At 58.6% G+C, this 12,755-nt stretch carries 13 protein-coding genes; 11 read left to right on the top strand and 2 right to left on the bottom strand.

Annotation, left to right across the window (positions count from 1 at the left end; genetic code table 11):
- Nucleotides 1-210 precede the first annotated feature (210 nt).
- The 9 genes from D3H54_RS06495 (at nt 211) to D3H54_RS06535 (ending at nt 8,824) form a co-directional block, all read left to right on the top strand.
- Complete coding sequence (locus D3H54_RS06495) at nt 211-1,029, top strand: ABC transporter permease (RefSeq protein WP_149383377.1); 819 nt, start codon at nt 211-213, stop codon at nt 1,027-1,029.
- Between the two features lie 23 nt (nt 1,030-1,052).
- Complete coding sequence (locus D3H54_RS06500; RefSeq protein WP_149383378.1) at nt 1,053-1,901, top strand: MlaE family ABC transporter permease; 849 nt, start codon at nt 1,053-1,055, stop codon at nt 1,899-1,901.
- A gap of 12 nt (nt 1,902-1,913) precedes the next feature.
- On the top strand, nt 1,914-3,053 hold the full coding sequence (locus D3H54_RS06505; RefSeq protein WP_149378352.1) for an MlaD family protein: 1,140 nt from the start codon (nt 1,914-1,916) through the stop codon (nt 3,051-3,053).
- A 5-nt stretch (nt 3,054-3,058) separates the two neighbouring features.
- The gene (locus D3H54_RS06510) at nt 3,059-4,075 is read left to right on the top strand and encodes an MlaD family protein (protein WP_149378353.1); all 1,017 of its coding nucleotides are present in this window, start codon (nt 3,059-3,061) and stop codon (nt 4,073-4,075) included.
- A gap of 47 nt (nt 4,076-4,122) precedes the next feature.
- The gene (locus D3H54_RS06515; RefSeq protein ID WP_149383379.1) at nt 4,123-5,040 is read left to right on the top strand and encodes an MlaD family protein; all 918 of its coding nucleotides are present in this window, start codon (nt 4,123-4,125) and stop codon (nt 5,038-5,040) included.
- Between the two features lie 35 nt (nt 5,041-5,075).
- Nucleotides 5,076-6,044, top strand: coding sequence for an MlaD family protein (locus tag D3H54_RS06520; protein WP_286199144.1), 969 nt, complete (start codon nt 5,076-5,078; stop codon nt 6,042-6,044).
- Nucleotides 6,045-6,159: 115 nt separating this feature from the next.
- A complete protein-coding gene (locus D3H54_RS06525; RefSeq protein ID WP_149378354.1) occupies nt 6,160-7,158 on the top strand; it encodes an MlaD family protein in 999 nt (332 codons plus the stop codon).
- Entirely contained in the window at nt 7,155-8,126 is a 972-nt protein-coding gene (locus D3H54_RS06530; RefSeq protein ID WP_432246504.1) for an MlaD family protein, read from the top strand. Before D3H54_RS06525 ends, D3H54_RS06530 begins: the two co-directional genes overlap by 4 nt.
- A gap of 41 nt (nt 8,127-8,167) precedes the next feature.
- Nucleotides 8,168-8,824 carry a hypothetical protein gene (locus D3H54_RS06535; protein WP_149378355.1) on the top strand — a complete coding sequence of 219 codons (657 nt, stop codon included), beginning with the start codon at nt 8,168-8,170 and terminating at the stop codon, nt 8,822-8,824.
- Nucleotides 8,825-9,181: 357 nt separating this feature from the next.
- On the opposite strand, the gene D3H54_RS06540 is transcribed toward D3H54_RS06535, so the two are convergent.
- Nucleotides 9,182-9,589, bottom strand: coding sequence for a hypothetical protein (locus D3H54_RS06540; RefSeq protein ID WP_432246505.1), 408 nt, complete (start codon nt 9,587-9,589; stop codon nt 9,182-9,184).
- A gap of 499 nt (nt 9,590-10,088) precedes the next feature.
- Nucleotides 10,089-10,916, bottom strand: a complete 828-nt coding sequence (locus D3H54_RS06545) for a mycofactocin-coupled SDR family oxidoreductase (RefSeq protein WP_149378357.1) — start codon at nt 10,914-10,916, stop codon at nt 10,089-10,091.
- 199 nt (nt 10,917-11,115) lie between these two features.
- On the opposite strand from D3H54_RS06545, the gene D3H54_RS32145 reads away from it, so the two are divergent.
- Nucleotides 11,116-11,562, top strand: a complete 447-nt coding sequence (locus D3H54_RS32145; RefSeq protein ID WP_353620053.1) for a Zn-ribbon domain-containing OB-fold protein — start codon at nt 11,116-11,118, stop codon at nt 11,560-11,562.
- A complete protein-coding gene (locus tag D3H54_RS06555) occupies nt 11,559-12,740 on the top strand; it encodes a thiolase C-terminal domain-containing protein (protein WP_149378359.1) in 1,182 nt (393 codons plus the stop codon). Before D3H54_RS32145 ends, D3H54_RS06555 begins: the two co-directional genes overlap by 4 nt.
- The last annotated feature ends 15 nt before the right edge of the window (nt 12,741-12,755 follow it).

Genomic DNA, 12,755 nt, shown 5'->3' on the forward strand with positions numbered 1-12,755 from the left:
TGGCCTGCCGACGCATGGACGCATGGCGCCGTTGATGGCACTCGGTAACCGCGGCGTGTCGATGGGGAGCAACTGTTGAGTGAACGTTCATTGGTGACGGCGTCTCAGAGCAGCGGCGGACCACACATCGACGACGACCAGATTGCGCAGCAAAGCGGTGATCGAGCAGCGATCGTGAAAGAGGCTCGCCCACAGCGCCTTCCGGGCAACATGACTGCCAGGCTATGGCGAATGTTGTCGGGAGTCGCGATGGTTCCAGTGAGAAGCGCGGCGACGATCGGGCGCGGAGTGCTCTTGGCGGTAGCGGTGCTGCGCTTTGCTGTTGTTGACGGGTTGTCGCTACGCCTGCCGCTCGGTGAATTGGCCATCCAGGGTTGGGGCCTCTACAAGGTCACTGCATTGCCCGCCATATTGATGGCCATCCCATTTGGCGGCATGGTGGCGGTGCAGACATCTGGCCTAATCAATCAGGTGGGAGCGAATTCACTCGTGGGAGCAACGAGCGGTGTGGGCGTGGTTCGCCAGGGCGCGCCGATCACTGCGGGACTCCTGATGGGTGGCGCTGCCGCCGCTGCCATCGCTTCAGATCTCGGAGCCAGGGCAATACGCGAAGAACTCGATGCGCTACGCGTGATGGGTGTCGACCCCGTTCGGCACCTCGTTGTTCCACGCTTTCTTGCGCTGATCATCTTGGCGCCGATCCTCTGTGCCATCATCATCGCTTCCGCCGTGACGGCATCGTTCGCGCTTGCCGTCACCGTTAGCGACGTCACCAGCGGTAGCTTCTGGGCTTCATTTGGTGCTTTCGCCAAAATGGTAGATATCTGGTTTGCGATCGGGAAGGCGACGGTGTTTGCCGCGATCGTTGGAATCGTCTCGTCGCTGAGGGGGATGGAGGCGAAAGGTGGTCCTCGAGGTGTCGCAACAGCCGTAAACGCATCTGTAGTGATCAATGTCGTCGGCATTGTTATCGCCAATCTTGTGATTACGCAGCTCCAGACCATGTTCTTTCCCATGCAGGTGGCGTAGTGAGCGGGCCATTCGTCGGCCGAATGGTCGGACCTTCGACGTCGTTCGATCGGTGGCGGCGACTTGGGCGCCCTATCCAAGAAATCTTCAGAACCACCGGTCAGTGGATCCTCTTCACCGCTCAGGTCATTTACCTGCTCCCGTTGACGATCCGTCGGTATCGCAAAGAAACCCTGGCTCGGATGAACAGCCTCGCTTGGGGCAATGGATCGTTCGTTGTCGACGGTGGTGTGATCAGTATCCTTGTGATTCTTGGTATCGCGATCGGCGCATCGATAGCAATCGAGGCATTCGCGACCCTCAATATGCTTGGCTTCGGTGCTCTTTCAGGAATCGTCGGTGGTTTGGCGAATGTCCGTGAGATGTCTCCACTGGTCGCAGGGATCGCATTCGCAGCCCAGGCTGGGTGTCGGATGACCGCTGAGATTGGCGCAATGCGGATCTCCGAGGAGATTGACGCCACCGAAGCGCTCGGTTTACGTGCGATACCTTTCGTCGTCGGGACGCGCTTTCTTGGCGGGATGCTGATCGTGATTCCGGGATACGCCGCGACGTTGCTGGTGAGCTTTTTTACGTCGAACACCATGATCAAGATGTTCTACAACCAACCAGGCGGCACCTACGATCACTACTTCATCCAGTTTTTGTCGCCGGCGGATCTTGCATATTCGATCGTGAAGGCCGTGGTGTTCTGCGCAGCGGTCACAATAATCCATTGCTACTACGGATTTTTCGCGTCCGGTGGACCTGTGGGCGTGGGATTGGCCTCCGGACGTGCCGTGCGGGCAAGCCTCGTGGCCATCATGGTCTTGGATTTCATACTGACCGTCACCCTGTGGGGGCTCAGACCGACGTTTGTGTTCAAGGGATAGAAGGCCGGAGAGATGACTTCGCTACTTCGGGCGTCTGAGGAAACCCAGACGCGCATTCTTAGTGGGATCGGCTGTGCATTTGCGATAGTGGTAGCGGCCTCAATCGCCATTTGGTTCATGATCCACTCCGGTGGGCGCAACCCTAGCGGCATCATATCGGTTACGATCGATACCCCTTACGTGGGAGAGGGCGTTGTCGCTGGCACATCGGTGATCATGCACGGTGTCAAAATGGGTGAGGTTGCGGCAATCTCGCGCCAACCTGGTGGCCACGTCGTATTGACAACGAACCTACAAGCGGCGCCTGCAGTGGGATTGACCGACGCCATGGGCATCGATTTTCGTCCCTCGAATTATTTCGGCGTGACAGGCATCAATCTCCTGCCCGCCGACACTGGTCAACCACTACACGATGGCATTCGATTGGAAATCACGCCGAAGGGGAACTTCGCCCTACAGACATTGCTGTACCAACTGGGCACGTTGACGAATCATGTAATTACGCAACAGCTTGTCGATGTGATCGAGCGAACCACCCGATACACAGATGCGCTCAATCCACTGTTGGAAACGATGATCACCGTCTCTACCACCGTCGCCAACGTGCAGACAGTAGGAACTGCGCAACTGCTGCGGAATGCCACCGGCATAAACGTCGCGTTGCCAGGGTTCGTGGACGCGTTGATCAGCACTGGAGACATGTACTTACATACGAAGGTCGGCACGGCGTTCAACGCGGACGAGGAGCGGACGTCCAATCCGTTTGTCGGAGCATATGACTCTGCGCTCTTGAATCAGTACAACGGGGCAGTTGCGCTGTTGGCGTCCAATCCGGATGAGTTCGTCTTCGGCCGGCTCAGGGAATGGCTTAAGGGCGCCGAGACCGACTTATTTAGCAAAGTGGGCCATCTTGAGTCATCGCATGTCTACGAATTGTTCCCTGTCGTGGAAGAGATTCGCACGCTGACAGACACCATACCGAAATTAATTCCGGCCCAGGATATTTCGAACACTTTGCGCGAAGTACGAGAGCGGCTTGAACGTATGTACGCCGGTTCAGGTGAGCAGCGCGCCCTGCAGGTACGTCTCATTCTCGACGAACTGCCGGGTCTCGCGAGTCCTCTCGGTTTGGCACTGGAGGCCGCGGGGTGAGAAGAATGCAACTCCGCGGAAGTGCACCTCTGGGGTCGCTTTGGCGACTAACGCTTGCCGGCGCCGTGAGCGTCGTGTTGCTGATCGTGATCGCGAACGTGATCACCCAACCTGTTGCGGTGACGACGTCTACGTACGACGCCGACTTCACTGACGCGTCTGGGCTCCACGCAGGTGCCGATGTGCGGGTCCATGGCGTACGGGTGGGGAAGGTCGAGGCGCTAGCGCTGAAGCGATCAGACGGGCGAAGTCTCGCAAACGTCAGGTTCACTATGGACAAGCGGTACACGATCGTGCCAACAAGTCGGCTGGCCATCAAATTTCAGGCGCTCACAGGCCTGCGCTACATAGATGTGGCGGGCGCCGGAGAGCAGACAACAGCACCAAGCATTTTGACGTCCGTACCGACGACGATGACACAGCCATCGTTCGACATCACCGTGTTGTTCAACGGTTTGCAGCCGGTGTTGGCATCTCTGAACCCCGACCAGATAAACACGTTCACCGACAACGCTGCTGCGTTCCTCGCCGGGGATGGGGACGGCCTGGGCCCCATGCTGGACAGCATCCGCAACCTCACCGCGCTGGTCTCAGACCGAGAGAGCGTCATCAGCGCGCTCGTACGCAACCTCACCACTCTCGCGGAAGGTGTGGGCGGTCGATCCAGTGAGCTCATTCACCTTCTGGAGTTGATCAAAGTGCCCATCGATTCTGGAATGACGGTGCTCGACGAATTCCGCAAATCTCAGATCTACGGACCCGACTTCGTTGCACCGCTGCTTCGCCTGCTCGACAGCGTCGGCCTGAAGCCGGGCATTGACATCGACAAAGCTATGGACAAGGCATTCACCAATGTTTACGACTTCATCGATGCGGTGAAACGGGTTCCGGTGATCTGGGAAAATATCGGTCCTCCTCCTGTGGAAGGCACGCCGGCCCCGTGCTCCAAAGGACGTGCCGAACTTCCGTTGCCGATGGACGTACTGCTAAACGGGCGGAAGGTGGTGCTGTGCAATCAGTAAGAAAGTCGGTTCAGAACCCGTTGTTCCTCGGTGTCGTCGCGTTGGTCATGGTCGCCACGGTCGGCTTGGGCACCGCCTGGGTGTACGTTAGCCCGCCGAAGCAGCAGCTCGTTACGTTCTACACCGACGACGCAATTTCACTTCACGCTGGAGACACGGTCCGGATCGCCGGAATCGTCGTGGGCAAAGTCAAGGATTTGGCGATCGAGCCAGATCAAGTTCGCGTACGCGCGAGCGTCGACCGTGATGCGTTTGTGGGTGACCAGTCACAAGTCCAGGTCCGAATGCTCACTGTGGTTGGTGGTTATTACGTCAGCATCATCTCACTGGGGCACACGCCGCTGGGCTCTGGCGTGATCCCTCGAGCTCGAGTCACGATGCCCTACAGCCTAATTCGCACCCTGACGGATTCGACCAAGATCACTGACAATGTTGCGCCGAAGCCGATCAAGGAGTCCATCGATGAGATCCAGCGTGGTCTGAATTCCACGAACGCCAACACTGTCACCGAAATTCTCAATGCCGGCAACACGATCACCCAGGTCATGGAGCAGCAGCGAGGCCAGCTGACCCACATCCTTGAGCTCTCTAACGAGTACATCGGTCGCCTTAACGACAATCGCGATCTGCTGGAATACATGACATCACGGATCGCGATACTCGAAGAGACACTTGTTCTCTACGGGCAGGGATTTGCGACGGCGATAGACGGGCTCGGCCAAGTCGGCACTCGATTGCTTCCCGTCGGCAGCTTTTATATGAACCATCGCAACGATTTCCTAGACAGGGTCAGGGGAATCTTGGGCGAGTTTCAAGCGATTGCCGATCGAAATGGCGTTCTGGTGCGGGTGCTGCGCCGGATAAGACAACGTATGGAACACACGTTGGAGGCCCAGAACGGATCTACCCGTCCGGAACTGTTTGCCACCGACCTGTGCATCCCGACGGAGGGATCGCGGTGCTGAGCAAACTCCATTGTCTCGTGAGTAGGTCGCTCCCGGTGGCGGCTGCGTTGGCGGTCATGGCGTGCGCGACGTCGTGCGGGCGCCCAGCCGAAGACCACACGGCGGCCTATTGTGTTCTGCTGTCAGACAGTGTTGGCCTATATGTCGGCAATCCGGTCACTCAAATGGGCTATCAAATCGGCACTATTAGGACCATCGCCCCGCACGATACGCATGTCCAAGTCGCATTCTCTATCGACGAAAGACGACCGATGCCGCAGGACGTCAAGGCGGTCGTGCGCTCACCGTCAATTCTTGCCGACCGGTCATTGGAACTCGTCGGAAACTATAGCGGAGGCCCACAGTTATCACCCGGGGCCTGCATCCCGCTGGGGCGATCGGCCACTCCGCTGAGCATCTCCCGGGTCATCGGGTCGGCGACGAGCTTCGTGAACGCGATCACCCCGGACGGATCATCCAACCTGCAGGATGCACTCAAAGGAATCGACCAGGCTGCTAAAGGAAACGGGCGCGCGGCGAATGAGCTACTGACCCGATCGTCGGCGTTGCTGGACAACCCCGACAGTGTGATTGCCAATCTCGGCGAGATCACCAGGAACATGGCCGAGCTCACCTCGATGCTCAGAGACAACAGGGATTCGCTGAAAACGATCGTCACGGACTTACCGATCACCAGTCCAGACATTGTCACCGCGGTGGCCGGCGCTTCAGAGCTGGATCATGCGCTCCCAGAAATCATTCAGGCCGTCAACGATATCGAGCTCAAACTCGGCCCCGATATTCAGTTGCTCTTGGATTCGATATCGGAGTCTATGCGGATTCTCGCTCCACACTACAGAGGGATTGCCGACCTGCTTAATCCCTTGCCGCGCTTCATTAGTGGTCTCAACGGCGAACCCGCGGGGCCACCGCCGGAGGCTTGGCCAAGCACCTCAACAACCGAATATTCGCGCTGCTTCCGTACCGGCCGCCGATGTTTCGGATTCCGACCCCGAACGGCTTGATCACTTGTGGTGCCATGAATACTGCCATGCCTGGCAGCTGCGCCGACGTGGGCGGACGGCCTTACGTGGTCGATGTGGCGCTGTTGCAGTACGTGCTGGCGGAGGCCCTACGGCGATGAGAAACCATCTCCTGACGGTGATCTGTGCTGCGATTGTGTGTGCCCCGATCCTCACATCGTGCTCGTCGCTTACTATCAACACGTTGCCTTTGCCAGGCAGCAGCTCTCAGGACGGCGCGGAGATCGTGGTGGAGTTTTCCAACGTCCTAAACCTGCCCGATAGGGCGAAGGTGGTGCTTGACGGCACGCAAGTCGGTGTTGTGTCGAACGTCGCTATCGCCGGTGATCACGTAGACGTCACGGCTCGCATCGATCGTGGAGTGGATGTGCCCTCCAATGCCCGTGCGGTACTGCAACAGGCCACTGTTCTTGGCGATATTTACCTCGCGTTGGAGCGCGGCCCGAGCGCTGATATGACACGAACGCCGTTGGCATCCGGTGGACGTATTCCGCTGTCGCAGACGACATCTCCACCCCAGTTGGAGGACACCATTGCCAGTCTGGCGAACTTCATCGGCAGCGGGTCAATCCAGCGCGCGCAGAACACGCTCATCAGAATTAACAACGTGACGCCTCCCAAGCAGGAGGTACGCCGAGTGGTCTCGCAAGTCACAACCGATCTCCGCCAACTGTCGGACAACATCGACAACGTCGATCGACTGCTAACCAGCGTCTCCCAAACCGCTGCGGTGTTGGGTACGCACACCCCCCAACTGAGTGTCTGGTTCTCACCGGCGGGTATGAAGGGGTTCACCCGTGACATGGAGGTAGCCAATACATTTGGCCGGATATTGCCTTCGTTGGGCTCGATCTATAACGGCGGATACTGGCTAGTGCCACTTCTCAAGTCTGCTAGCGAAGCCTTTGCGGCAGTGCAGGGCACCAAACAAGCTGTAGAGGCTGAGTACCCGGCATATCGTCGCTTCATCACGGACTACTTTATGCCGCAGGACAAATATCCAGCCATCAACGTCACATCAATCATCGGACCCGACGGTCGGGAGCTGTCAGGCAACGTCGAGCAGGTCCTCCGCATGCTTGGAGCGGTCCCGTGATCTTAAGAAACATCGTCGGATTCACCGCTTTCGCGGCCATGATAGTTACTTTCGTTGCCTATATCGGATCGCTGGGCATCCGCGTTGTCCCGCCCGACGACCGCGCGAATCTCTCGATGGATGTGTCCAACATCAACAATCTCGTCGTGGACTCGAATGTGCTGCTCCGCGGCGTGGCGATCGGGAAAGTAAGTAGGATTGACACATCGGTCTCCCACGCAACCGTTCATTTCTACATTGAGAACAGATACAAGGTCCCGGCCAATAGTGTTGTGCGCCTGGAGAACCTGTCCGCCCTTGGTGAGTCCTATATCGAGCTTGAACCCACCAGCCACGGGGGACCCGCGCTCCAGGACGGGCAACGCATCTCGATGGACTTAGTCCGCGAGCCTGCCTCGATATCGGAGCTTGCGGTTAGCGTTGTGCGAGTACTCAACCAGCTTGATCCAGGACAACTTGGACGCGTAATTGACGAAGTGGATGCAGCGTTGCCCGATCCGGACTCCGTGTTACCCAACTTGCAACGCGCCAGTGTCCTACTCCATAACACCACGACCGACTTGAACGGTCGCGGTAAACAGGTGCTGGACAACGCACAGAGCCTGCTTGAGAACGCTGGCTTTGTGGGGCCAGCACTGGCCGATGCTACCCCGGCCCTCCGTGAACTCGGTCCGGCCATTCAGCGGCTTTGGAACATGGCCACGAACATTGTCATACGCGATGACTCGCCGGGCAACGTGTATATATTCGGCAAGTTCCTGCAGCGCATCCAGAAGCTACTAGATGATCGTGCTCCCGATATCCGGGTATTGACAGAGCCATTGATGGCCAACGTCAACGCGATCGCCGCGGCGCTGGGAACTATCAATACGGGTGAGGTTCTCTCGAATCTGCTGGCGGCGGTGCCAGAGGACGGTGTGATCAACCTGCATGTAACGAACATCGGTGGACAGGGTGGTGGAAGTTAATGTGTCCAGCCGCCGATCGCAACGATGACGGAGGAACAGAAATGGCAAAGGTAACCGCTACTGCGAACTACGACATTGCTGCCGCTGACCCGGCCAGCGCCGAGAATGGGTCGACGGACAACGGAAATGAAGATGGCTCGGCAAGTTCCGCCGCGCCCAAGGCGGCGGCCACCGGTCGTCGAATTTCGATCTCTCTCCGCGGGCTTGCTGTGGTGGTCGTGATCATCGGTTTGATCGCTGCATTGGGCGTCATGACGTGGATGTACCTCGGCGCCAGGTCTGAGCTCAGAGCTCAAGCGGCCCTGACCGCGGGAGATAAGCGTGCCGAACAGGTCGCGCTTGACTACGCAGTAAACGCCGCGATTATGGATTTCAAAGACCTAGGGCCATGGAAGCAAAACCTGACGAAGGGCACAACACCCGAACTCAATGATAAGCTGACGAAGGCTGCAACAGCGATGGAGCAAATACTGCTTCCGATGCAATGGAGTTCGCAAGCGAAGCCGCTAGCAGCAAAAGTTCGGTCAAGAGACAACGGTGTGTACATCGTCGATGCCTTCGTCAGCGTCATGACGAAAACTGTTCAGGCAGCAGATAACCTGCAGTCTACGGCGACCTACGCGATCACGATCGATAGCAACAACAACTGGCTGATTAGCGACGTCGGCGGGATCGCCTCGGTCGTCGGCGACAAGTGAAGTCCGATTTACCGCCGAGGCCAACCACTTTCATCGAGATTTTCGCCAGGCTCGGACAGATTGACATGGTGACGTTGTGTGCGGCCGTTTAGATGTGGGCATTCCATGGCGACGAACAAACTGCCGCATAGTCTGAGCGGTTCCCGTACAAATCTGAGCGGTTCCCGTATCAATTTTATATTGCTGCCGCGGCGTGAAGAGAATCGGGGTATCGCACGAAGGTGGCGAAAGGATTGGGCGACTGATCGAGTGAACACTCACGAATCCGTTGCTATGGGGTGACCGTTGAGGTATCGGGGTGTATCCCAACCCATAACTGGGGCGGGTTCGGTGTCCGTCTCTACACCCGTCGACCTGTCAGTCGCAGACGTGTGATCGCTCAATCCTGCTGGCCCAGTGTTTGACTCGCTGTTGCGAAGGGCCGTAGATCCATGCCGTGTTTCGAGCTCTGATGCCCACGCCCGTGTTTGATAGGTGTTGCCATAGCCGATAGAAGCTTTCTCCTTGGTACAAGGGGAAATAGGTGTCGCCGGCGAAGTCTTGGCTCTGGGTCAGAGCCTGGGCGCGCGGTGCGAGAAATGCCACAGATTGCTCGATATTCGCCGCAACAGCGTCTGCATGTATCTGGATCCCCGGTACCGTCCAGTCGTTGTTGGCTTGGAGCAGGTCAAATCCAAATTCATCCATCTGGCGACGCAGCAGCAGGTATTGGGCGTTGAACCATTGACACATCTCGCGCTCAGCAGTGATGTCTGCATCGGTCACGTTCTTCTGCGTGGCGTCATATGGAAACGGAAACTTCGGTGCCCACCCGTCGACCGTAGGAGTAAACGACGGAAGTGCCGGAGGGGGCGGCTCCGATGGATCCGCGTGCGCAGTTTCGCCCAACAGCGACAACGTGAGCGCGAGGCCACACGACAAAGCAACCGACATCCTCTTGCCGGCAGCTTTGCACACTGCGACTAGTTGGGGCATACGAACCTCCGGGGACACTAGGGTTGGCAACAACCATGATAGTTCGACCGTCCAGACGGTCGGTACGGATTCGCGTGGTTACACTCAACGCGAGATGGCATCGGCGACCACCCCTGGTTAGTGATTCACGCGGTGCGGCCGTTGCTCAGAACCACCCAAGTCGCTCGCCGCGGGACGGCGCGACCGAATGCGAACCTGTAGCTGGCGGCGCCGAGCGGTCATCGTGCCCAGATGTGGTGCGAGGATTGGGAGATCGCGCTAGGACAGGTCCCGCCGGCGGCGCGACCGGCTACTTGACGGCAGCGCCTCCGTCCACCGGCAGGTTTACCCCGGTGATAAAGCGCGCTTCGTCCGAACATAGCCAAGCGACAGCGGCGGAGACATCGCGGGGTTCCACCCATGGGATGGGCAGTATCTGCAGACTCGAGAAGGCCGCTTCGCAGTCTTCTCGAGTTGGGTTCTCTAGGTCCGGGCGAAACATCCGATACGTCGCTTTATTTAGCACCATGTCGGTACAGACGGTCGTGGGGTGCACTGAGTTGACGCGGATGTTGTACGGACCGAGTTCGATTGCTAGTGCTTTGGTGATACCCACGAGGGCGGACTTTGCTGCTACGTAGGGCAGCGCATTTGCCGCGGGGCGGATACCGACCAACGAGCTCGTCAGTACGACCACCCCGGATTTAGCCTCGATCATCGAGGGGATCACGGCACGCACAACGTGCCAGACGCCGCTGAGATTGACGGCGATGGTGTCGTCCCACTGGTCAGGGGTGACCTCGGGTGCCGGTGCGTAGCTCAAGATCCCGGCGTTTGCACTGAGGATATCGATACGCCCGAAAGTCTCGAGCGTGCGGACAACTGCCTTTTCGACCGCATTTCGGTCGCGCACATCGGCGTTGACGGCCAGAGCACGGCGGCCCTCGCCCTCGACGAGGCGCACGGTCTCTAGCAGATCTTCATTCGTCGCCAGGGGATAGGCAACCGAGCCTATGTCACCATCGAAATCGATCACCACGACGTCCGCGCCCTCGCGCGCAAGCCGGACCGCGTGGGATCGGCCTTGGCCGCGTCCAGCACCCGTAATGACGGCCACCTTGCCTGAGGCGCTACCCATCCGCTGCCCTTCCCCGTTGAGTCGTGCACGTATCCAGAGGGAGTGTGCCCCGCGTCACGAAACGTGTCAAACATCGTTCAATGATTGACAACATGAACCATCGTTATTCTGTGAAAAGGTACTCAACAACGTTGACAGGATGTGTTAGATTCCACTCTCGACGTGATTAGTGACCGGCATCATCGAGGGGATAGCCAGAGTGGCAAGAGACCGCAACTTTCATGCGGACTTCGCCTCGCGAGTCGATTCGCCCTACTGGGCAGGGCTGGCGCGCGGCGAATTGACGATCCAACGTTGCGCCAACTGCGGGCAATGGATCTGGCCAGCAGAGTGGCGGTGCGGCGAGTGCGGTTCGTACGACTTTGATTGGCCCACGCTGCCGATGGTTGGTGAGGTGTACACCTGGACGCGTACCCACTACGCGTTCGTCCCGGATATGCCGGTTCCGCTTACGCATGTGCTGGTGGCGCTTCGCTGGGCGGCCGGGCGTCGGGTTCTGGGTCTCCTAACTGGTAGTGGCGACGGCTTGCGTATCGGGGCCCAGGTCGAGGGCTACGTCGAATCAGCTTCTGCTCGCACACGCGATCTTCCCGTGGTTCGCTGGCGGCTCGTACCCGAAAACCAGCCAGCGCGGGTGCAAGCGTGAGCCCAGCTACACATCATCGGTTTCGGGGCAGGGTTGCTGCCATCGGCCTGGGTGAGACGCCTTACTACAGGCGAGGTACCGCGCCTGATGCCGAACGCAAACTCTGCTTGAAAGCGATCGTCGCAGCCTGTGACGATGCCGGAATCGATCCGCGGGACGTTGATGGCTTTTCGTCGTACGGTGCGGACGAGAACGAGGCACCACGGCTACTGGCCGCTCTAGGTACTCGCGAACTGCATTGGTCGACGCTTATCTGGGGTGGTGGCGGAGGCGGCAGCGCGGGCGCGCTCGTCGCCGCTGCCAGTGCGATCATCAGCGGACAGGCAGAGACGGTTGTCGTATATCGCGCCTCGGCGGAGAGTTCCAGCGGCCGACTGCTGAATAAAGTTAGCGAAGGGTATTTCGGACTAAATTACCTCGCGCACGCGATGGATTCACCAGCGCAGGCCCTCGCGCTGTACTCGCAGCGCCAGATCGAGCATGATGGCGTCGCTCATTCGGCATTTCGCGCACTTGCGCTGGCCTCCTATTACCATGCCCAGAACAACCCGCGCGCTGTTGCATATGGCAAGCCGTTAGATGCGACAACCTACGATCTGTCGCGAATGGTCGCTGAACCGTACCGCCTATTTGATTGCTCGCGGGAGAACGATGCCGCCGCGGCGGTGGTACTGACGTCCGCCGAACGCGCGGCGGACCTGGTTGCAAAACCAGCGTATCTACTTGGAGCTGCGTTCGGTAGCGGACCTCGGTGGGGCGAGCTCGATGGCAATCACGATCCGATCACAAGCGGTGGATTTCGTGAGGTCGCCGCGCGCGTGTGGGAGCAAAGTGGTTACGGCCCAACCGATATCGACGTCGCGCAGATCTATCTAAACTTCACTGGACCCGGTGTCGCGGCGCTGATTGATCATGGTTTCTGCACTGCTGCCGAAACGGCCGAGAAGCTCGTTTTCGAGAACCTGATCGCGCCGGCTGGATGGCTGCCCGTGAATACCTCCGGTGGCGATATCGCCGAGGGCTTTGTCCACGGGATGGGCAACACATTGGAGGCGATCCGTCAAATTCGAGGCGATTCGCCCAACCAAGTTCCCGATGCACATTTATCGCTGCTTACCGGGGGGCCTATGGCCGAATTGGTCAGCAGTGCCCTGTTTGGTTCTGTCGACACCCTCTAAATTTTGGAAAGGACG

The sequence above is a fragment of the Mycobacterium sp. ELW1 genome (genome assembly GCF_008329905.1).
Lineage (GTDB): Bacteria > Actinomycetota > Actinomycetes > Mycobacteriales > Mycobacteriaceae > Mycobacterium.